This window comes from Sulfitobacter sp. R86518, from assembly GCF_042466275.1.
GTDB lineage: Bacteria > Pseudomonadota > Alphaproteobacteria > Rhodobacterales > Rhodobacteraceae > Sulfitobacter > Sulfitobacter pontiacus.
Map to the genome: position 1 here is coordinate 2,973,074 of NZ_JAXHCA010000005.1, position 19,692 is coordinate 2,992,765.

Genomic DNA, 19,692 nt, shown 5'->3' on the forward strand with positions numbered 1-19,692 from the left:
ATCCTTTCGGGACATTAGCCTTGCGAAACAGCGGCGGGGTTTTCATATAGGTTTGAACTATGGAGGCTACATGTCAAAGCAAGAATTCCCCGGCTGGCACGGGACCACCATCATCGGTGTGAAGAAAGACGGCGAAGTCGTGATCGCGGGCGACGGTCAGGTCAGCCTTGGCCAAACCGTGATCAAAGGAACCGCACGGAAGGTGCGCCGGCTCAGCCCCGGCGGGTTTGACGTTGTGGCAGGCTTTGCCGGATCGACCGCTGATGCTTTCACGCTGCTGGAACGGCTTGAAGCCAAGCTTGAAGCCACGCCCGGGCAGTTGGCGCGCGCCAGTGTCGAGCTTGCCAAAGACTGGCGCACCGACAAATACCTGCAAAAGCTCGAAGCGATGCTGATCGTGTCAGACGGGCGCGAGCTGCTGGTGATCACCGGCGCGGGCGACGTGCTGGAGCCTGAACATTCTGTCGCGGCCATCGGGTCGGGCGGGAATTACGCGCTGGCCGCGGCGCGCGGCATGATGGACAGCGACCGCGACGCTGAAACCGTCGCGCGGGATGCGATGAAGATCGCGTCGGACATCTGCGTTTATACCAATGGTAACCTCACGGTGGAGAAAATCACACAATGACCGATCTGACCCCCCGCGAAATCGTCTCTGAACTTGACCGTTTTATCATCGGCCAGAACGACGCCAAGCGCGCCGTGGCCGTGGCGCTGCGCAACCGCTGGCGCCGCAAGCAGTTGGGCGATGATCTGCGCGACGAAGTCTACCCTAAGAACATCCTGATGATCGGGCCCACCGGCGTGGGCAAGACCGAGATCAGCCGCCGCTTGGCAAAACTGGCGCGGGCCCCTTTCCTCAAGGTCGAGGCGACGAAATTCACCGAAGTCGGCTATGTCGGCCGCGATGTGGAACAGATCATCCGTGATCTGGTAGACAGCGCCATCGTCATGACCCGCGAATATATGCGCGAGGACGTGAAGGTCAGCGCCCATAAGGCCGCCGAAGAACGCGTTGTTGACGCGATTGCGGGCAAGGACGCCCGCGAAGGCACCCGCGATATGTTCCGCAAGAAGCTGAAAGCGGGCGAGCTGGACGATACGATGATCGAGCTTGAAGTCGCCGATACCTCTAGCCCGTTTCCGGCTATGGATATCCCCGGACAACCCGGCGGTGGTATGGGGATGATGAACCTTGGCGATCTTTTTGGCAAAGCCATGGGCGGCCGGACGGTCAAGAAACGTCTGTCAGTCGCCGAAAGCTACGAGGTGCTGATCAGCGAAGAGGCCGACAAGCTGCTGGATGACGAGACCGTCAACCGCGCCGCGATCGAGGCGGTAGAGCAGAACGGCATCGTCTTTCTGGACGAGATCGACAAGGTGTGCGCCCGCTCTGACGCGCGTGGCGGCGATGTCAGCCGTGAAGGCGTGCAGCGCGACCTGCTGCCCCTGATCGAAGGCACCACCGTATCGACCAAACACGGGCCGGTGAAAACGGATCATATCCTGTTTATCGCCTCGGGCGCCTTCCATATTGCCAAGCCGTCCGACCTGTTGCCCGAATTGCAGGGCCGCTTGCCGATCCGCGTCGAGCTGCGCGCGCTGACGGAAGATGATTTCGTTCGCATCCTGACCGAGACCGACAATGCGCTGACGCTGCAATATACCGCGTTGATGGGCACTGAAGAGGTCGAGGTCACATTCACCGACGAAGGTATCAAGGCGCTGGCCAAGATCGCCGCCGACGTGAACCAGTCGATCGAGAATATCGGCGCGCGGCGGCTTTACACCGTGATGGAGCGTGTCTTTGAAGAGCTGTCGTTCAGCGCGCCGGATCGCACCGGCGAAAAGATCACTGTCGACGGCGATTTCGTCGAGAAGAACCTGGGCGAACTGACACGATCCACCGATCTGTCACGCTACGTTCTTTAGGGCTTTTCAATCTGCCATGCGCCTGAGAATGATGGCGCATGGCATACTTCAGATTTATCCGCGCCAATTGGGTGTTCTTGTTGGCGGGTTTCCTGCTGACATTTACCTCGGCCTATGGGCAGACCTATTTCATCTCGCTTTTCGCGGGCGAGATTAAGGGCAGTTTCGGGCTGTCTGACGGTCAATGGGGCGGGATCTATACCATCGGCACGACGCTCTCGGCGATCACGATGATCTGGGCGGGTGTGCTGACAGACCGGTTTCGGGTGCGTCGGCTGTCATTCTGGGTAATGGTCGCGCTGGCGGGCGCCTGTCTGGCGATGGCCGCTGTGCCGAACTGGATCGCGCTGATCTTTGTCATCTATGCGCTGCGTCTGACCGGGCAGGGGATGATGTCTCAGCTTGGGGCCGTGGCGATGGTGCGCTGGTTCGAAGCCGCACGGGGCAAGGCGCTGTCGCTATCGTCTATGGGCTTTGCGGCGGGTCAGGCGATTTTGCCTGTCGTCTTCGTCGCCCTTTTCGCAAGCTTTCACTGGCGCAGCCTTTGGGTGCTGGCCGCCGCTTTGGTGCTGATCACCATGCCCGTGATGCTCCTGCTGCTGCGGCAAGAGCGTACGCCGCAATCCATGGCGCAAAGCACGCAATCGGCGGGGATGGACGGGCAGCACTGGACGCGGATGCAGATGATACGCCACGGGTTGTTCTGGCTGATGATCCCGCTGGTGATCGGTCCTCCGGCTTGGGGGACGGCGCTGTTCTTTCAGCAGGTCCACCTGACAGAGGTGAAGGGCTGGACGCTGGTCAGCTTTGTCGCGCTGATGCCGCTTTATACGGTGACATCCGTGATCGCGACCTTTGTGTCGGGCTGGGCAATTGACCGGTTTGGCGTGACGCGGGTCACGCCGGTGCAAATGCTGCCTTTCGCGCTGTCTTTCGCCGTGCTCGCCTTTGCCGATACGATTGCGATGGCGGGTGTCGGGTTGATGATCTTTGGCGTGGGGCAGGGTATGCAGGCCACCGCGACCTTCTGTTTTCTGGGCTGAATTCTATGGCACGCGCTATATCGGGTCGATCAAGGCCGTGGGCGCTGCGCTGATGGTATTCGGGTCGGCCATCGGGCCGGGGGTGACGGGGCTGTTCATTGATCTGGGCGTTGATTTCCCGCAGCAGATGATCCCGATTGCGATCTACTATGCCGTGGCCGCGATCATGGCGACTGTCGGGGTGCTACGCTATCGCAAGCGGTTGGTCGCGCCTGCCACGGCCTAACGGTGACGCCGTAGATAGACGTAATAGGCGCCGCCGCCGCCGTGGCTGATATGCGCCTGACTGACCTGAAGCACGGCTGACGACAGCGGCGGCATCGACAGCCATTGCGGCACCTGATGGCGCAGCACGCCGTGGCGCACGGGGATCGGGCCGCCTTCGTCCCGCATCTTGCCTTTGCCGGTGATCACCAAGACAAGGCGCCGCCCCTTGGCATGCGAGCCTAGAATGAATTTGGTCAGCGCAGGGTGAGCGCGGTCCAGCGTCATGCCGTGAAGGTCGATGCGACCCTCGGGGCGCATCTTGCCCCGCTTGAGCTTGCCAAACGCCTTTGAATCCATCTGCACCGGTGCCTGACGTAGCTGATCGGGCAGGGAGGGCATCAGATCATGGGTGTTTCGCCGCGGCTTGGGATCGGGCTTGCCCATGACAACAGAGCTGCGCTTGCGGATTTGCGGCGGCGTTGGCGTGGGGCCGTGGATCGGGGAGGTGTCGTCAATCTCGGCGCGGAACAGCTTGTCAACGTCGAGCTTTTCCGTCCGCTCTGTCACCTTTTTCCAAAGCGACAGATCATCCTTATCCAGACGCTTGCGGCTCATAGCAGCGGCTCCGGCAAAAGCGCATAGGCGCGCTGGATCGGCATCAGGACCATCATCCGCCCCGGATCACGCAGCTTGCCCGCGGCACGCCCCGCCTTGTCGCCGGTGCCAAAGAACACATCCGCCCGTTGCGCGCCCTTGATCGCCGACCCGGTATCCTGCGCGATCATCAAGCGGTGCATCGGTTCCTTGCCCTCTTTTTCGATCCAGACAGGGGCACCGAGCGGTACAAACTTGGGGTCCACAGCGACGGTGCGCAGAGTGGTCACCGACCGGTTCATCGCGCCAAGCGGCCCCTGATCGGCGGGCACCTGATTGACCTCGCGAAAGAATACATAGGACGGGTTGTGATACAGCAGCTCGCGTCCGTCATCAGGATTACGGCGAACCCAGTTCTTGATCACCTCTGCGCTGACCTGATGCGGGTCATAGACGCCGCGGCGCACCAGTTCGACGCCGATCGACCGGTACGGGTGGCCGTTCGCACCACGGTATCCCACGCGCAGATAATTTCCATCGGGCAGTCTGATACGGCCAGAGCCTTGGATTTGCAGAAAGAAAAGTTCGACCGGGTCGTCGACATAGGCGATCTCAAGGCCGCGGCCCTTCATCACGTCGGTATCCAGAATATCGCGGCGGGTCAGCCACGGGTTGTTCGCCTTCGCCTCTGGCGGCATGGCATAGACCGGATAGCGGTAGCGGTCGGAGGGGTAGAGATCGCCGTCAAGTTCAGGTTCGAAATAGCCTGTGAACATCGCCTCGTTTCCGTCCTCGATCAACACTGGCCGGAACAGAAGTTCAAAGAACTGGCGCGGGTCGGGGTCGGATTTGGCATAGGCGCAGATGTTGCGCCAATCGACATCCTTCATATCACCGCAGGTATTCAGAAACGCGCGCAAGGCGGCGGCGTGGTCGTCGGTTTCCCAACCCTCAAGCTGGTCGAACGACAGGATCGAATAGGACACATCTGTCGCAGAAGCGGGCGGCGCCATCAGGCCCGCCCACAGCAATGCACCCGCACAGGCACGTTTTAACCGTCTGTAGAAACGAGCAGCCAATTTGGATCATCCGAGCCCATGACACGGGCAAACACCCATGTGTCTTTTTGACGATTGACCTCTGTCGTGCTGCCTTCGACGATTTCACCATCGCGGTCTTTCACGACCGACGTCAGCTCGGCCACGAAACGGATCGTCAGCTCTGCCTCGTTGGTGGTCTTGTCCATCGTGGCGTTCTCAAGCTCCATCTCGCGGATGCCGATAAAGTGGCTTTCAACGGTCAGACCCTGATCTTCACGCGCGGCGACGCCTTCGACAAAGCTTTCGTAGATGTCTTCTGAAAGGAAAGGTTTGATCTCGTCCAGATTACCGTGTTCGTAGCCCATCACGATCATCTCGTAGGCGCCGCGGGCACCGCCCAGAAAGTCGCTGACCCCAAAGGAGGGCTCGACACGCTTCATCTCGGCCAGTGCGAGCGCGGTATCGGACCCTTCGGGCGCGTGATCGGTGATATCCAGATCAGGGCCACCTTCGATGACTTCGAACGCGGGGCCGCTGGGGCGTTCGGGTTTCTCGCTGACCTCGGCCGGTTTTTCAAAACCGGTGCGTGTGCCAAGCACATTCTTGAGCCGCAGGATCAGGAACACGGCAATAGCGGCCAGTACCAGAAGCTGTATCATGGGCGAATTCATAGGTACCTCGTGCTGAGAAACATGGAAACGTCGGTCTAGTGCCCCTATGTAGGGTGTGAACCGGGCCAAGTCCACTCTGGCCCATAGGAAAGGACGCATGCCATGTGGCTGTTTTTGGCTTTTATTGCCGTACCGTTGATAGAAATAACGTTGTTCATTCAGGTGGGTGGGGCAATTGGCCTCGGCTGGACGCTGGCGATTGTTGTTTCTACCGCGATCATCGGCACCTATCTGATGCGCGCTCAGGGTGCGCTGGCACTTGGCCAGATCAAATCGTCCCTGTCCGAAGTCCGTGATCCGACCGAACCGCTGGTGCATGGCGCGATGATCCTGTTTGCCGGCGCGTTGCTGCTGACACCGGGGTTTTTCACCGATGCCCTGGGCTTTGCCCTGCTGATCCCCGGCGTGCGTACCGCTGCGTTCAAAGCTGCACGAAGCAAGGTCAACGTGAGCAGTGTCCATATGGGCGGCACCTCGGGGCCACGGCGCCCGCAGCCCCATCGTCCGATGCAGGGGGATGTGATCGATGGCGAATACCACGAGCTGTCGGAACAGGACCGCGGGCCCAAACGCCCCTCTGGCTGGACGGATCACTGACGACGGGGCATTGACTGCGGGCCAGTTGAAGCGGGCCATTGAGCGCGGCAAGGCGATCTGATAAGCCCGACTAAATGAGTTTATTGTCTTAAGGAGCCTTTAAATGGCTGAAGAAGAAGCAACACAACCGACCCAGGCCGCACAGCCGCAGATGCGCATTCTGGGTCAGTTCATCCGTGATATGTCCTTTGAAAACATCATGGCGCAAAAAGGCGCGCCGACAGATGTGCAGCCCGACGTTCAGGTTCAGGTCAATCTGGATGCGAAAAAGCGGTCGGCCGAGAACCAGTATGAATCCGCGATCAAGCTTCAGGTCACGTCAAAAGCCAAAGGCGGCGACGCGACGCTGTTCCTGCTGGAAATCGACTATGTCGGTATCTTCCACGTTGAAAACGTGCCCGAAGACCAGATGCACCCATTCCTGCTGATTGAATGCCCGCGCATGATCTTCCCGTTCCTGCGCCGTGTTGTCAGCGATGTGACCCGCGACGGTGGCTTCCCGCCGCTGAACCTCGAAAACATCGACTTTGTTGCGCTGTATCGCAACGAGATCGCGCGCCGTCAGGCCGAGAATACGCAAAAAGCGGACGCCTAAAGCGTCTTCCACACAGCGCTGTCGCCCAGTTTATCGACAAATTCGGTATGGGCGGCGGCCTCTTGCGGGGTAATCCGCGAGGGTAGGGGCGTCGGGCGCGGTTTTGGCGTCCAATCGGGAGTGGTATCGCCCTCTTTCTTTTCCGGTTTGGTCGACAGGCCAAAGTCCGGTTGCCGCCCGCCGATCAGCTCTAGATAGACATCCGCCAGAATTTCACTGTCAAGCAAAGCACCGTGGAGCGTCCGCGACGTGTTATCGATGCCAAAGCGGCGGCATAGCGCGTCTAGCGACGCGGGCGAACCCGGAAAGCGTTTGCGCGCGATGGCCAGCGTATCAAGCGCCTGTTCCCACGGGATCTGGGGCAGCCCCATCCATTTCAATTCCGCGTTCAGAAACTTGATATCGAAGGCGGCGTTGTGGATCACCAGCTTTGAATCACCGATGAAATCCAGAAAATCCTGCCCGATCTGCGCAAACTTGGGTTTGTCGCGCAAAAAGTCGTCCCCCAGCCCGTGCACCTCGAAGGCTTCGGCGGGCATGCTGCGTTCGGGATTGATGTATTGGTGATAGGTATTGCCGGTCGCCACGTGACCCATCAGTTCAACCGCACCGATTTCAACGATCCTATCACCGCTTTCAGGGTCGAATCCGGTGGTTTCCGTATCCAGTACGATCTCACGCATGGGACAGCTTTCCTTTGATATCCTCGATGACAGCCTCCACCTGCGCGCGGGCATGGGGCAGGGTGTCTGTTTCAATCACATAATCGGCCAAAGCGCATTTTTCATCGTTTGGCATCTGTTTGGCGCGGATGTTTTCGAACTGTTCCAGCGTCATAGTCCCGCGCGCCATCACGCGCTTTTGCTGGATGTCAGCCGAGACCGTGACACAGGCCACCGCATCCATGCGTTTGTCACCACCGGTTTCGAAAATCAACGGGATGTCGAGCACGACGATCTTGGCCTTTGTCTCCGCCAGAAAGGCCGCGCGATCTTCGCCGACCAGCGGATGCACGATGCTTTCGATCGTTTTCAATACGGTGGGGTCCGCATCGATCAGGCTTTTGAGCGCGGGCCGCGACACTTCGCCCGCAACGACCGCATCAGGTAGCGTTTCCTGAAAGGCCGCGACGGCGGCCCCCCCCTTGGCATAGAGCCGATGCACCGCGGCGTCTGCGTCCCAGACGGCGCAGCCAAGATCAGCGAACATTTGTGCGGTGGTCGATTTCCCCATACCGATCGACCCGGTCAGACCCAGAAGAAACATCAGCGCAACGCCGCCAGACGTGTTTCATGGTCCACCGTCGGTCGCGCGCCAAACCACCGTTCGAACCCCGGCACCGCCTGATGCAAAAGCATGCCTAAACCGTCAACAGTGACGCATCCCGCCGCCTCTGCGGTTGCCAGAAGCGTGGTTTTCAACGGCGCATAGACCAGATCCGTGACCACCGTATCGGCGCGCAACCCATCAAGCGGCACGCGCAGCTCGGATTTTCCGATCATCCCCAACGACGTGGTGTTCACCACCAAGGACGCATGGCTGACCATCGTACCCGCCTGCGACCAGTCGTAGACCGTCACGCGGTTACCAAAGACCGACCGCAACCGTTCGGCCCGCACACGGGTGCGATTGGCGAGCAGGATCTCGGGCACGCCGGCGTCCAGTAGCGACGAGATGACGGCCCGCGCGGCGCCACCGGCACCAAAGACGCAGGCGGGGCCATTACCCGGCACCCAATCCGGCGCGCCCGCCTTGAGGTTTTCGATAAACCCGTAGCCGTCCGTATTATCGCCCTGAATTTTACCGTCTGCGCGGAAGGTGATCGTATTCACTGCCCCAATCATCGCGGCGCGGTCTGTAATAATATCTGCGATCTCGATCACCGCTTCTTTATGGGGGATCGTGACATTGGCCCCGATGAATCCCATTTTCGGCATGGCCTCAAGCACCTGGCGCAGATCTTCGGGTTCGACGTGCAGGGGGATATAAGCCCCCTTCAGCCCAAGCGTTTTCAGCCAGTGCCCGTGGATCTGCGGGGATTTTGAATGGGCAATCGGCGATCCGATCACACCTGCCAGCGGTATTTTAGCCAAGCTCATGCGGATAGATCCCCCCGTAGCGTCAGATAATTCAACAGTTCAAGCAGGGGTAACCCTAGGACATTAAAGTAATCCCCTTCAATGCCGCTGAACAGCCTGACGCCTTCCTCTTCCAGTTTATAGGCGCCGACCGCATGTTGGATACTGTCCCAGTTCCGCGCGACATACTCCTCTATATAGCTGTCGGACGCGTCGCGCATGCGCAGCCGCACCTGACCCACGTGACGCCAGATCGGTTTGCCATCCTCGACGATCACTGCGGCGGATAGCAAGCTATGGCGATCGCCGCGCAGGGATTTCAGCTGGGCAATCGCCTCATCTGGCGTGGCGGGTTTTGACAGTAGCGTCCCGCGATGGTCAAGCACCTGATCACAGCCCATCACCAAGGCGCCCGGGGTCTTGTCGCTGACTTTGCGGGCTTTCATCTCGGCCAGTGTATCGGCGATGTCGCGAGGGGGTGCCTGCTCTGCCAGCAGAGCCATCTTAATCATTTGTTCATCAATGCGCGCCACGCTCACCTCATGGGGGACGCAGGCCTGTTGCAGCAGTTGTGACCGGATCGACGACCCGGAGGCGAGGATGAAACGTTGGGGCATGGGGATAAACCTGTGTGCGACGCTAGGAAGTTCTTAGGGATTTTTCCCCCGAATGGCGAGAGTGCGCGAAAGCGTCGGGAAAACCCCTGCCTGCCAGCGGGAAATTCCAGCTTTATACGGGGCGGCATAAGGATAAATCGCAAACCCCCTGAACGGAGTTAATCCCAAGCTTATCCACAAAGCTACACAGTTTATCCCCTGAAAAATTTTTAATTAAGTATTTGAAAAAGGGTGAATTTATCCGCGCGGTGCCGAGTTATCATCGATACGGGATTCACAACATGCACAGGTGGATAAATCGAGGTACAAAACAGTAATCCACAGAAAATGAACCCCCTACTTACATCATCATCTTTCTTCTTTTCTTATTTATATTAGTAAGAAGGCACCAACCGGAGTGTGACATGACCGACTTGCTTGCCATCGCCTATCCTTGGGTAAAATCGCTTCATATTATCTCGGTCATTTCGTGGCTGGCGGCGCTGTTCTATCTGCCGCGGCTTCTCGTGCATCATACAGAGCAGGTGGGCCAAAGCGGCCAGACCCACGATCTTTTCAAGATGATGGAGTTCAAGCTTGCCACCGTGATCATGCGCCCCGCGATGATCGGCACCTGGATTTTCGGACTGGCGCTGGTGTTCACACCGGGCATCGTCGACTGGGCCGCTGTGTGGCCCTGGATGAAGGGCGCAAGCGTATTGGCGATGACAGGGTTCCACGGGTGGCTTGTCGGGCGTGTGAAGGCCTTTGCAGCGGGGGAGAACCGGCTGAGCGGTAAACGTTACCGGATCATGAATGAAGTCCCGACGCTGCTGATGATCATCATCGTATTCTCGGTCGTCGTGAAATTCTAAGCTGATTGACGAAACCCGCCATTCTGAGTATGTGTTTCCTGCACCCCGTCCGGGGACCGTATACATCTGTCCATTTTTATGACACGACCCGCCCGCATTCCGGGATCGGAACAGGATATTTCCATGACAACTGAAACACTTAACCTTGCCGATCTAAAGGCGCAGACGCCCAAGAATCTTTTGGCGATGGCCGAAGAGCTTGAGATCGAAAACGCATCGACCATGCGTAAAGGCGAAATGATGTTCCAGATCCTGCGCGAACGTGCGGATGAAGGCTGGGAAATCTCGGGCGATGGTGTGCTGGAAGTGTTGCAGGACGGGTTTGGTTTCCTGCGGTCGCCCGAAGCGAACTATCTGCCGGGGCCCGATGACATTTACGTCTCGCCCGAGATGATCCGCCAGCACTCGCTGCGCACGGGCGACACAATCGAAGGGCTGATCAAGGCGCCGGATGATGCGGAGCGGTATTTCGCGCTGACAGATGTCACCAAGATCAACTTTGAAGAGCCGGAAAAAGCGCGCCACAAGGTGGCCTTTGAAAACCTGACGCCGCTTTACCCCGATGAACGTCTGACAATGGAAGTGGATGATCCGACGATCAAGGACCGGTCCTCGCGTATCATCGATCTAGTATCGCCCATCGGTAAGGGCCAGCGCTGCTTGATCGTGGCGCCGCCACGGACCGGTAAAACGGTTCTGCTGCAAAACATCGCGAATTCGATCGAACAGAACCACCCCGAGTGCTACTTGATCGTTCTGCTGATTGACGAACGCCCCGAAGAAGTCACTGATATGCAGCGTAGTGTCAAAGGGGAGGTTGTTTCTTCCACCTTCGATGAGCCTGCAACGCGCCACGTGGCCGTGTCTGAAATGGTTATCGAAAAGGCGAAACGTCTGGTCGAGCATAAGCGCGACGTTGTGATCTTGCTGGATTCGATCACCCGTCTGGGCCGCGCCTTCAACACTGTTGTGCCGTCGTCGGGTAAGGTTCTGACCGGTGGTGTTGATGCCAACGCGCTGCAGCGCCCCAAACGTTTCTTCGGTGCCGCACGGAACATTGAAGAGGGTGGGTCGCTGACCATTATCGCCACCGCGCTGATCGACACCGGCAGCCGCATGGACGAGGTGATCTTTGAAGAATTCAAAGGGACCGGTAACTCTGAAATCGTGCTGGATCGCAAGATTGCGGACAAGCGCGTCTTCCCTGCGATCGATATTCTGAAATCCGGTACGCGGAAAGAGGATCTGCTGGTCGACAAAAACGATCTGCAAAAGACCTTTGTATTGCGTCGGATTCTGAACCCGATGGGCACAACGGATGCGATTGAATTCCTGATCGGGAAGTTGAAGCAAACCAAGACGAACTCCGATTTCTTCGACTCAATGAATAGCTAAATATTCACTTAAATCAGTGGGTTAAATGATATGGATACGATATTCGCCCAAGCCACAGCGCAGGGGCGGGCCGGTGTTTGCGTCATTCGTATCTCGGGCCCACAGGCGTTTTTTATCGCTGAAACCATCGCGCAGCCATTGCCCGCCCCGCGGGTGGCCGCCGTGCGGGCTATCAGTGACGCCGATGGGCAGGTCATTGATCGTGCGCTTGTCCTGACCTTCGAAGGCCCGAACAGCTTTACCGGCGAAGACACGGTCGAGCTTCACTTGCATGGGAGCATCGCGGTGGTGCGTGCGGTGCTGGCGCTGCTCTCTGGTTTTCACGGCACGCGCCTTGCGGAGCCGGGCGAATTTACCCGCCGTGCGATGGAGAATGGCAAGCTGGACCTCACACAGGTTGAGGGCTTGGGTGACCTCATCGAGGCAGAGACCGAAGCCCAGCGAAAACAAGCCTTGCGCGTTTTGTCCGGTCACTTGGGTCAAAAGGTCGATATCTGGCGCGAAAAACTGATCCGCGCAGCCGCTCTGCTTGAGGTGACCATCGATTTCGCGGATGAAGACGTTCCCGTCGACGTCTCGCCCGAGGTTACGGAATTGCTGAATGCGGTGAGCGCCGATATTCTGGCTGAAATCGCCGGTACCCATACGGCCGAACGTATCCGAACGGGTTTTGAGGTCGCGATCATCGGCCGGCCCAACGCCGGAAAGTCTACTTTGTTGAATGCATTGGCGGGGCGCGATGCGGCGATTACCTCTGCCGTGGCGGGTACGACGCGCGACGTGATCGAGGTCCGGATGGACCTAGGTGGCTTGCCGGTGACCTTGCTGGATACGGCGGGATTGCGCGAAGGGGCAGACGAGGTCGAATCCATTGGGATCGACCGTGCGAAAACCCGCGGCGCGCAAGCTGACCTGCGTGTGTTTTTGAGTGAAGAGGGTGAGGATTTGCCTGTTGCCGCAACTGCGGATGATATCGTCCTGCGACCAAAGGCTGACTTACGCGATAGCGCGGACAAAGCTATATCTGGTGTGACAGGGCAGGGCGTACCGCAGCTGATAGAAAGAATACAGGCCATCCTTGGCGCGCGAAGCCTGAACGTCGGCCTTGCGACGCACGAACGTCACCGCGTTGCATTGCAGAAATCAGCCGAGGGATTAGCCGCTGCGATGTTGGTTCTGGATCACGGTCCCGATCAATATGATATAGCAACAGAAGAACTGCGCCATTCGATTCGCGCACTTGAGGCGCTGGTAGGCCGAATTGACGTTGAGAACCTGCTGGATGTAATCTTTTCGAGCTTTTGCTTGGGAAAATAGATGGAGTGTTTCACGTGAAACATTTTGACGTGATAGTTATCGGTGGCGGCCATGCCGGAGCCGAAGCGGCCCACGCATCCGCGCGTATGGGCGCGAATACTGCTTTGATCACGATGTCGCGCGACGGGATCGGGGTGATGTCCTGCAATCCGGCAATCGGTGGTCTGGGTAAGGGACATTTGGTGCGCGAGATTGACGCGCTGGATGGCGTTATGGGCCGTGTCGCGGATAAAGCCGGCATCCAGTTCCGGCTTTTGAACCGCCGTAAGGGACCCGCTGTTCAAGGACCGCGGGCGCAAGCTGACCGTGCGATATATCGGAAAGAAATGCTCGCCGAGACCGAACGCCAAGAGAATCTGACCATCGTAGAGGGTGAGGTGACCGACTTCATTCTCGACAATGGTAAGGTTTCTGGTGCCGTTCTTGCCGATGGTGAACAGATCGCTGCGGCTGCGGTTGTTTTGACGACTGGGACTTTCTTGCGCGGGGTCATCCATATTGGGGATGTGTCGCGCTCCGGCGGTCGGATGGGCGATAAAGCCTCCGTCGACCTGGCAAACCGCATTGATTCGTTTAACTTGCCACTCGGCCGCTTGAAGACGGGGACGCCACCGCGTTTGGACGGGCGGACGATTGACTGGGAAAAGTTGGAATCGCAACCCGGAGATGATGAGCCTGTCTTGTTCTCTTTCTTGTCAGAGGCGACGTCGGTACCGCAAATCTCCTGCGGCATTACGCATACCAATGAAAAAACGCATCAAATTATTCGCGATAACCTGTCGCGCTCCGCGATGTACGGGGGGCATATCGACGGGGTAGGGCCCCGATACTGCCCATCGATCGAAGATAAAGTTGTCCGCTTTGCTGACAAAACCTCGCACCAAGTTTTCCTGGAGCCTGAGGGCGCCGATGACCACACCATCTACCCCAATGGTATTTCGACCTCGCTGCCTGAGGATGTTCAGCTTGCCTATGTGCGGTCGATGGTTGGGTTGGAAAATGTTGAAATCATCCAGCCCGGTTATGCGATTGAATATGACTATGTTGACCCCCGCGCCCTTGACCTCGCGCTTTCCGTGAGGACCGTGCCTGGCCTATATCTCGCTGGTCAGATCAACGGTACCACCGGCTATGAAGAAGCTGCTGCACAAGGTTTGGTCGCCGGATTGAACGCGGCACTTGCAGCTCAGGGTAAAGAGCCGGTAACGTTCAGCCGCGCCGATAGCTATATTGGCGTGATGATTGATGACCTGACCACCCGGGGCGTGACTGAGCCCTATCGCATGTTCACCTCTCGCGCCGAATTCCGGTTGTCGCTTCGTGCTGATAACGCTGACCAGCGCCTCACGCCTTTGGCAATAGCCTTGAGCTGCGTATCGCAAGAGCGGGTTGCGCATTTTAACGCCAAGATGGCCAAAATCGACGCAGCGATGGCAGAGCTCACGAAAACGCCCTATGCATCGAAAGCGATCGAGGCGGCAGGGATCAAGGTCCGCCAGGACGGAACGAAGCGGACCGGTTTCCAACTGTTGGCATTTCCGGATGTGACATTTGAGCAGATCGTCTTGATTAATCCGGCGCTTGAAACGGTAGAACCCGAAATTCGCCGCCAGGTCGAACGGGATGCACTTTATGCAAACTATATCGCGCGTCAGCAACGGGATATCGACCTCCTCCAGAAGGATGAGGCGCATGTTATTCCTGCGAATTTTGATTATGAAGCCATCGACGGGCTGTCAAATGAGCTTACCTCAAAGCTGTCGCTGACACGTCCGACCAACCTCGCGCAGGCGGCCCGAATTGACGGTATGACGCCCTCGGCCTTGACGCTACTTCTGTCTCACCTCAAGCGCGGCAGCCAGAAGAAGTCTGCATGATGGGCGCTTTTGAGGAGGATGTTTCACGTGAAACATTGGAGAAGCTTCAGCATTTCTCGCAATTGGTCGAGAAATGGACCGCGAAGATTAATCTAATTTCCAAGCCGAGCGTCCCCGAGATGTGGGAGCGTCACATTCTGGATTCGCTACAAATCTATTCCCACGCGCCGAATGCGGGCCATTGGGTAGATCTTGGAAGCGGTGGCGGTTTTCCGGCAATTGTCGTGGCGCTGATGTCGCAGCAAGAGAAGCGTGCGACGAAATTTACCTTGGTCGAAAGTGACCAGCGTAAATGCGCGTTTCTGAGAACAGCCATTCGGGAGCTTGAGCTGAACGCAAAGGTGGCGAACGCGCGGATTGAAGAGATCGAACCCTTGGAAGCAGACGTTCTAAGCGCGCGGGCTCTGTCCGACTTGACCGCTTTGCTGGGTTTTGCAGATCGCCATCTTTTACCTTCTGGCACTGCGCTTTTCCCGAAGGGGGAGAACTGGCGCGCAGAGGATGCCGCAGCGAAAGAGACCTGGGCATATACCTGCGACGCGATTCAAAGCCAGACGAACCCATCCGCCGCAATTCTTAAGATCAAGGAAATCAAACATGTCTGATCTGTCTCGACCTTCGGGGCCCAAAATTATTGCGATTGCGAACCAGAAGGGTGGAGTGGGTAAGACCACGACGACGATCAACCTTGCGGCGGCTTTGGTTGAGCAGAAGCAGCGCGTTCTGGTGATTGACCTTGATCCGCAGGGCAACGCGTCAACTGGTCTGGGCATTGAACTGGACGATCGGGAGTTTACGACCTACGAGCTTTTGCTTGAGGATATCGACCTCGATCAAGTGATTATGACGACTGAGACAGAGGGTCTGCATATCGTTGCCGCCACTGTCGATCTCAGTTCCGCAGATATGGAATTGATCGCTAATGAAAAGCGTAGTTTTCTTCTGCACGACGCCCTGCGGCAGACGCAGATGGACAGCTACGCCTTCGACTACATTCTGATTGATTGCCCGCCATCGCTGAACTTGCTGACAGTGAACGCGATGATCGCGGCGCATTCGGTGCTTGTCCCGCTGCAAAGCGAGTTTTTCGCGCTTGAAGGATTGTCGCAATTGATGCTGACCATCCGCGAAGTGCGCCAGAGCGGGAACAAGGATCTACGGATCGAAGGAATTTTGCTGACGATGTATGATCAGCGGAACAACCTGTCGCAACAGGTTGAGCAGGACGCCCGAAGCAATTTGGGCGAACTGGTATATAGAACCGTTATTCCGCGCAACGTACGGGTCAGTGAGGCACCCAGTTACGCGATGCCGGTTCTAAGTTACGATAGCGGGTCGAAAGGTGCCAAAGCGTACCGCGATCTGGCGAAAGAAGTACTGGCAAATAGTGCCGTATAAATAAGGGGTCAGGCAATGGCAGATAAAGACAAGCGGCGCGGTTTGGGTCGAGGATTGTCGGCTTTGATGGCGGACGTAGCGGAGACACAAACGGTGGCATCAGAAGGCGCGGCGGAACAGTATGTTCCTATTGAAAAGATTTCTCCTAATCCGGAGCAGCCGCGCAAGCGGTTTGATCCGCAGGATTTGGATGATCTTGCAAACTCTATCCGCGAAAAGGGCGTTATCCAGCCGCTGATCGTACGTCGCCGTGATGATGGGACGTTCGAAATTGTCGCGGGTGAACGCCGATGGCGCGCGTCGCAGATGGCGCAGCTGCACGAGCTTCCGATCATCGTGCGCGAATTCACCGATGTCGAAGTTCTCGAAGTTGCGATTATCGAGAACATCCAGCGGGCGGACCTCAACTCGATCGAAGAAGCGGCGGGCTATCGCCAGCTGATGGACCGTTTTGGCCACACGCAAGAGAAGATGGCGGAAGCCTTGGGCAAAAGCCGCAGTCATATCGCGAACTTGCTGCGCTTGCTAAACTTGCCCGAAAATGTTCTGGAAATGGTGCGTCAGGGCGATCTGACAGCGGGCCACGCCCGGACCTTGGTGCCGTCGAAGAACCCTGAAAAGCTGGCCAAACAGATTATCGCCGGCGGCTTGTCGGTGCGCGCGGCCGAGGCGCTGATCAAGAAAGAGCAGCAAGCTGAGAATGAAGGACCAAACAAACGGGCGGCCAAATCCTCGAGCGAAAAAGACGCGGACACCCGCGCGCTTGAAGGGGATCTGTCAGCAAACCTTGGTTTGAAGGTAACCCTGAACCACAAGCCGGGGCAGGAGGCGGGCCAGATGGTGCTGCACTACACGACGATGGACGAGCTGGACGAGCTTTGCCAACGTTTGTCGGCCTCTTAATCCGACAAAAGCTCGGCCAGGATCGCGTTTAGCACCATAAAGCCCTGATCCGTCACATAAAGCTGGTCTTTATCCCAAGAAATCATCCCGATGTCCTGCATCTGGGTGATTTTTTTTGTCGAAAGCGGTGCGCCGGAAAGCGCCTCGTACCGACGCAGGTCCACGCCTTCTTTCAGACGAAGCCCCATCATAAGAAACTCGCTACCTTGATCTTCGGTCGTTAGAAGCTCGCGGGGCTTTTCGGTGGCGCCGCTGGCAACAGCGTCAAGCCAGCGTTTGGGGTTACTAAAACACTCGGTCGCAAAGCGATTGCCGTTTTGGGTCAGGCGCCCGTGGGCCCCCGGACCGATGCCAAGATAATCACCGTAGCGCCAGTAGATCAGATTGTGCCGCGATTGCGCCCCGTCGCGGGCGTGGTTCGATACCTCGTAAGAGGGCATGCCCATCTCGCCGCAAATATCCTGAGTGGCCGCATACATATCGGCACCAAGATCATCGCTGGGCAGCCCGCGTAGCTTTCCCACCGCATAGCGATCGCCAAATGCGGTGCCTTGCTCGATGGTCAGTTGATACAGCGACATATGGTCTATCGCCAGGGATAGGGCCTGTTTCAGCTCGGTCTGCCAGTCGGGCAAGCTCTGGTTCTGACGGCCATAGATCAGATCAAAACTGACGCGTTCAAAGGTATTGCGGGCGATGTCAAAAGCGGCAAGCCCTTCGTCAACCGTATGGATGCGGCCCAGACGTTTTAGGTCCGCGTCATTCAGGGCCTGTATCCCCATTGAAATACGGTTGACGCCCGCCTGTCGGAAGGCGGCAAAACGGTCGGCCTCAACCGAACCGGGGTTCGCCTCGAGCGTGATTTCCAGATCATTGGCCGTGGGCCACAGTCGACGGATCGCGGCGATCACATCGGCGACGACATCGGGGTCCATCAGGCTGGGGGTGCCACCGCCGAAAAAGACGGCGTTCAACACACGCCCTTCGGTTTCGGCGGCACCGCGTTCAAGCTCCGCCAAATAGGCGTCGCGCCAGGCCCGTTGGTCGATTGTGCGACTAACATGGCTGTTAAAGTCACAATAGGGGCACTTCGCCTCGCAAAACGGCCAATGGATATAAAGACCAAAGCCCCCCTGGCGCCAATCCTCAGTCAAAGCAGGCAGAGATCAGTTTGGCGAAAGCGTCCGCACGGTGGCTGATTGCGTTCTTGGCGTCGGCGGACATTTCGCCAAAGGTCTGTTCGTGCCCGTCGGGTTGGAACATCGGGTCATAGCCGTGACCGACGTCGCCGCGGATCGGCCAGACAAGCGTGCCGTGCACGCGGCCTTCGAAAACCTCTTCATGTCCGTCGGGCCATACCAAAACCAGTGTCGCGCAGAACCGCGCGCGGCGCGGGTGGGGGGCGTTTGCCTCTTCCAGCAACCTATGGGTCTTGGTCATCGCCATGACGAAATCGCGGCCGTTGGGCGTTTCGGACCAATCGGCGGTATAGACGCCGGGGGCATTGTCCAGCGCTTCGACCTCGATCCCGGAGTCATCTGCCAGCGCGGGAAGGCCCGTCGCCGCGACCGCCGCACGTGCTTTGATGCGGGCGTTGCCGATGAAAGTGTTTTCGGTTTCCTCCGGCTCGCCCAGGTTCATCTCGGCGGCACCTTTGACGGTGACGCCGAAGGGGGCGAAAAGCTCGGTCATTTCCTGCAGCTTGCCAGCGTTGTGGGTGGCGACCAGGATCTGGTCGCCGGTGAATTTACGGGTCATGCGGTGGCTGCCTTTTGCTTCTCGACCAGCTCTGCCACGCCGTTTTCAGCGAGATCCATCAGCTGGTTCATCTGGTCGCGCGAATAGGTGGAGCCTTCGGCGCTCATCTGGATCTCGATCAGTTTGCCGGTGCCGGTCATAATAAAGTTACCGTCGACGCCTGCTTCGGAATCCTCGGGGTAATCAAGGTCAAGCACCGGCTGGCCCGCATAGATGCCGCAGCTGATCGCGGCAACCGGATCGACCAGCGGGTCGCTGACCACGTGGCCTGCCTTCATCAGCTTGTTCACCGCAAGTTTCAAAGCGACCCAACCCCCCGTGATAGAGGCACAACGCGTGCCGCCGTCGGCCTGCAGCACGTCGCAGTCGATGGTGATCTGACGTTCGCCCAAGGCGCTACGATCCACGCCGGCGCGCAGGGCGCGACCGATAAGGCGTTAAATCTCAACGGTACGGCCCCCTTGTTTGCCCATTGCCGCCTCGCGGCGCATACGGGTGTTGGTGGCACGGGGCAGCATGCCGTATTCCGCCGTGACCCAGCCCAGACCGGAGCCCTTGATAAAGGGTGGCACGCGGTCCTCGATCGTGGCGGTACACAGCACATGGGTGTCGCCCATCTTGATCAGGGCCGATCCTTCGGCGTGTTTGGTGAATCCCGTTTCAATCGATACGGCACGCAGTTCGTCAAGTTTCCGACCAGAGGGGCGCATAGGTATTTCCTTTTCCATTTGCCATTGGGGATAACTCTGCGTTGCGGCGCGATGCAACCCCGATTGACGTTTGCCCCCTGTCGCACATACTTCTCCCACTATGGAC

At 58.0% G+C, this 19,692-nt stretch carries 20 protein-coding genes and 2 pseudogenes; 12 read left to right on the plus strand and 10 right to left on the minus strand.

The window, feature by feature from the left end; all coding sequences use genetic code 11:
- The first annotated feature begins 70 nt into the window (after positions 1-70).
- The 3 genes and pseudogenes from hslV to SJY36_RS15585 all read left to right on the plus strand — a co-directional run bounded on the left by hslV (position 71) and on the right by SJY36_RS15585 (position 3,201).
- Positions 71-628: an ATP-dependent protease subunit HslV gene (gene hslV, locus SJY36_RS15575; RefSeq protein ID WP_005850743.1), complete on the plus strand. Its 558-nt coding sequence runs from the start codon at positions 71-73 to the stop codon at positions 626-628.
- Complete coding sequence (gene hslU / locus SJY36_RS15580) at positions 625-1,932, plus strand: ATP-dependent protease ATPase subunit HslU (RefSeq protein ID WP_009825703.1); 1,308 nt, start codon at positions 625-627, stop codon at positions 1,930-1,932. Before hslV ends, hslU begins: the two co-directional genes overlap by 4 nt.
- A gap of 38 nt (positions 1,933-1,970) precedes the next feature.
- Positions 1,971-3,201 (plus strand): annotated as a pseudogene (locus SJY36_RS15585) (MFS transporter).
- Here the strand turns inward: SJY36_RS15585 and SJY36_RS15590 are convergent.
- Genes SJY36_RS15590 through SJY36_RS15600 form a run of 3 tightly spaced genes read right to left on the minus strand, consistent with a single transcriptional unit; the run spans position 3,198 to position 5,487 of the window.
- On the minus strand, positions 3,198-3,797 hold the full coding sequence (locus SJY36_RS15590; protein WP_386176308.1) for a Smr/MutS family protein: 600 nt from the start codon (positions 3,795-3,797) through the stop codon (positions 3,198-3,200). The pseudogene SJY36_RS15585 and the gene SJY36_RS15590 sit on opposite strands and share 4 nt — an antisense overlap.
- A complete protein-coding gene (locus SJY36_RS15595) occupies positions 3,794-4,789 on the minus strand; it encodes a murein transglycosylase A (protein ID WP_037942861.1) in 996 nt (331 codons plus the stop codon). Before SJY36_RS15595 ends, SJY36_RS15590 begins: the two co-directional genes overlap by 4 nt.
- A 38-nt stretch (positions 4,790-4,827) precedes the next feature.
- Positions 4,828-5,487 (minus strand): Tim44/TimA family putative adaptor protein, encoded by a 660-nt coding sequence (locus SJY36_RS15600; protein WP_005850752.1) that lies wholly within the window; start codon positions 5,485-5,487, stop codon positions 4,828-4,830.
- 102 nt (positions 5,488-5,589) lie between these two features.
- On the opposite strand from SJY36_RS15600, the gene SJY36_RS15605 reads away from it, so the two are divergent.
- Both SJY36_RS15605 and secB read left to right on the plus strand, forming a co-directional pair.
- Positions 5,590-6,084 (plus strand): FxsA family protein, encoded by a 495-nt coding sequence (locus SJY36_RS15605; RefSeq protein WP_009825706.1) that lies wholly within the window; start codon positions 5,590-5,592, stop codon positions 6,082-6,084.
- Positions 6,085-6,187: 103 nt separating this feature from the next.
- Entirely contained in the window at positions 6,188-6,679 is a 492-nt protein-coding gene (gene secB, locus SJY36_RS15610) for a protein-export chaperone SecB (protein ID WP_005850756.1), read from the plus strand.
- Here the strand turns inward: secB and dnaQ are convergent.
- The 4 genes from dnaQ to SJY36_RS15630 are packed head-to-tail and all read right to left on the minus strand — an operon-like array spanning position 6,676 to position 9,374.
- Entirely contained in the window at positions 6,676-7,362 is a 687-nt protein-coding gene (gene dnaQ / locus SJY36_RS15615) for a DNA polymerase III subunit epsilon (protein WP_005850757.1), read from the minus strand. The two genes, secB and dnaQ, sit on opposite strands and share 4 nt — an antisense overlap.
- Positions 7,355-7,945 carry a dephospho-CoA kinase gene (gene coaE / locus SJY36_RS15620; protein WP_005850759.1) on the minus strand — a complete coding sequence of 197 codons (591 nt, stop codon included), beginning with the start codon at positions 7,943-7,945 and terminating at the stop codon, positions 7,355-7,357. Before coaE ends, dnaQ begins: the two co-directional genes overlap by 8 nt.
- Complete coding sequence (locus SJY36_RS15625; RefSeq protein ID WP_260004375.1) at positions 7,945-8,778, minus strand: shikimate dehydrogenase; 834 nt, start codon at positions 8,776-8,778, stop codon at positions 7,945-7,947. Before SJY36_RS15625 ends, coaE begins: the two co-directional genes overlap by 1 nt.
- Positions 8,775-9,374, minus strand: a complete 600-nt coding sequence (locus SJY36_RS15630; RefSeq protein WP_037965696.1) for a nucleoside triphosphate pyrophosphatase — start codon at positions 9,372-9,374, stop codon at positions 8,775-8,777. The genes SJY36_RS15625 and SJY36_RS15630 overlap by 4 nt, the downstream gene beginning before the upstream one ends.
- Positions 9,375-9,778: 404 nt before the next feature.
- Between SJY36_RS15630 and SJY36_RS15635 the strand changes: the two genes are divergently transcribed.
- The 7 genes from SJY36_RS15635 (at position 9,779) to SJY36_RS15665 (ending at position 17,118) form a co-directional block, all read left to right on the plus strand.
- Positions 9,779-10,228 (plus strand): CopD family protein, encoded by a 450-nt coding sequence (locus SJY36_RS15635; protein WP_386176312.1) that lies wholly within the window; start codon positions 9,779-9,781, stop codon positions 10,226-10,228.
- A 123-nt stretch (positions 10,229-10,351) separates the two neighbouring features.
- Complete coding sequence (gene rho, locus SJY36_RS15640) at positions 10,352-11,623, plus strand: transcription termination factor Rho (RefSeq protein WP_005850767.1); 1,272 nt, start codon at positions 10,352-10,354, stop codon at positions 11,621-11,623.
- Between the two features lie 30 nt (positions 11,624-11,653).
- Positions 11,654-12,940, plus strand: coding sequence for a tRNA uridine-5-carboxymethylaminomethyl(34) synthesis GTPase MnmE (gene mnmE, locus SJY36_RS15645; RefSeq protein WP_386176314.1), 1,287 nt, complete (start codon positions 11,654-11,656; stop codon positions 12,938-12,940).
- Between the two features lie 14 nt (positions 12,941-12,954).
- Positions 12,955-14,817, plus strand: a complete 1,863-nt coding sequence (gene mnmG, locus SJY36_RS15650; protein WP_386176316.1) for a tRNA uridine-5-carboxymethylaminomethyl(34) synthesis enzyme MnmG — start codon at positions 12,955-12,957, stop codon at positions 14,815-14,817.
- The gene (gene rsmG, locus SJY36_RS15655; RefSeq protein WP_386176319.1) at positions 14,814-15,422 is read left to right on the plus strand and encodes a 16S rRNA (guanine(527)-N(7))-methyltransferase RsmG; all 609 of its coding nucleotides are present in this window, start codon (positions 14,814-14,816) and stop codon (positions 15,420-15,422) included. The genes mnmG and rsmG overlap by 4 nt, the downstream gene beginning before the upstream one ends.
- The gene (locus tag SJY36_RS15660) at positions 15,415-16,215 is read left to right on the plus strand and encodes a ParA family protein (RefSeq protein ID WP_005850775.1); all 801 of its coding nucleotides are present in this window, start codon (positions 15,415-15,417) and stop codon (positions 16,213-16,215) included. The genes rsmG and SJY36_RS15660 overlap by 8 nt, the downstream gene beginning before the upstream one ends.
- Before the next feature lie 15 nt (positions 16,216-16,230).
- The gene (locus SJY36_RS15665) at positions 16,231-17,118 is read left to right on the plus strand and encodes a ParB/RepB/Spo0J family partition protein (protein ID WP_132997652.1); all 888 of its coding nucleotides are present in this window, start codon (positions 16,231-16,233) and stop codon (positions 17,116-17,118) included.
- Here SJY36_RS15665 and hemW read toward each other — a convergent pair.
- The 3 genes and pseudogenes from hemW to rph form a co-directional block, all read right to left on the minus strand.
- A complete protein-coding gene (gene hemW / locus SJY36_RS15670) occupies positions 17,115-18,272 on the minus strand; it encodes a radical SAM family heme chaperone HemW (RefSeq protein WP_386176322.1) in 1,158 nt (385 codons plus the stop codon). The two genes, SJY36_RS15665 and hemW, sit on opposite strands and share 4 nt — an antisense overlap.
- Positions 18,265-18,876, minus strand: a complete 612-nt coding sequence (gene rdgB, locus SJY36_RS15675; RefSeq protein ID WP_386176324.1) for an RdgB/HAM1 family non-canonical purine NTP pyrophosphatase — start codon at positions 18,874-18,876, stop codon at positions 18,265-18,267. The genes hemW and rdgB overlap by 8 nt, the downstream gene beginning before the upstream one ends.
- Positions 18,873-19,586, minus strand: a pseudogene (rph, locus tag SJY36_RS15680) (ribonuclease PH). The gene rdgB and the pseudogene rph overlap by 4 nt, the downstream one beginning before the upstream one ends.
- Between the last annotated feature and the right edge of the window lie 106 nt (positions 19,587-19,692).

Excerpts from the sequence above, each read along its gene's own strand:
- SJY36_RS15605 (WP_009825706.1), top strand. The coding sequence starts at position 5,590 with ATGTGGCTGTTTTTGGCTTTTATTGCCGTACCGTTGATAGAAATAACG.
- rho (WP_005850767.1), top strand. The coding sequence starts at position 10,352 with ATGACAACTGAAACACTTAACCTTGCCGATCTAAAGGCGCAGACGCCC.
- SJY36_RS15600 (WP_005850752.1), bottom strand. The coding sequence starts at position 5,487 with ATGAATTCGCCCATGATACAGCTTCTGGTACTGGCCGCTATTGCCGTG.
- SJY36_RS15590 (WP_386176308.1), bottom strand. The coding sequence starts at position 3,797 with ATGAGCCGCAAGCGTCTGGATAAGGATGATCTGTCGCTTTGGAAAAAG.
- coaE (WP_005850759.1), bottom strand. The coding sequence starts at position 7,945 with ATGTTTCTTCTGGGTCTGACCGGGTCGATCGGTATGGGGAAATCGACC.
- SJY36_RS15595 (WP_037942861.1), bottom strand. The coding sequence starts at position 4,789 with ATGGCGCCGCCCGCTTCTGCGACAGATGTGTCCTATTCGATCCTGTCG.
- rdgB (WP_386176324.1), bottom strand. The coding sequence starts at position 18,876 with ATGACCCGTAAATTCACCGGCGACCAGATCCTGGTCGCCACCCACAAC.
- SJY36_RS15635 (WP_386176312.1), top strand. The coding sequence starts at position 9,779 with ATGACCGACTTGCTTGCCATCGCCTATCCTTGGGTAAAATCGCTTCAT.
- SJY36_RS15625 (WP_260004375.1), bottom strand. The coding sequence starts at position 8,778 with ATGAGCTTGGCTAAAATACCGCTGGCAGGTGTGATCGGATCGCCGATT.
- mnmE (WP_386176314.1), top strand. The coding sequence starts at position 11,654 with ATGGATACGATATTCGCCCAAGCCACAGCGCAGGGGCGGGCCGGTGTT.
- SJY36_RS15630 (WP_037965696.1), bottom strand. The coding sequence starts at position 9,374 with ATGCCCCAACGTTTCATCCTCGCCTCCGGGTCGTCGATCCGGTCACAA.
- SJY36_RS15665 (WP_132997652.1), top strand. The coding sequence starts at position 16,231 with ATGGCAGATAAAGACAAGCGGCGCGGTTTGGGTCGAGGATTGTCGGCT.
- hslU (WP_009825703.1), top strand. The coding sequence starts at position 625 with ATGACCGATCTGACCCCCCGCGAAATCGTCTCTGAACTTGACCGTTTT.
- hslV (WP_005850743.1), top strand. The coding sequence starts at position 71 with ATGTCAAAGCAAGAATTCCCCGGCTGGCACGGGACCACCATCATCGGT.
- secB (WP_005850756.1), top strand. The coding sequence starts at position 6,188 with ATGGCTGAAGAAGAAGCAACACAACCGACCCAGGCCGCACAGCCGCAG.
- dnaQ (WP_005850757.1), bottom strand. The coding sequence starts at position 7,362 with ATGCGTGAGATCGTACTGGATACGGAAACCACCGGATTCGACCCTGAA.
- SJY36_RS15660 (WP_005850775.1), top strand. The coding sequence starts at position 15,415 with ATGTCTGATCTGTCTCGACCTTCGGGGCCCAAAATTATTGCGATTGCG.
- rsmG (WP_386176319.1), top strand. The coding sequence starts at position 14,814 with ATGATGGGCGCTTTTGAGGAGGATGTTTCACGTGAAACATTGGAGAAG.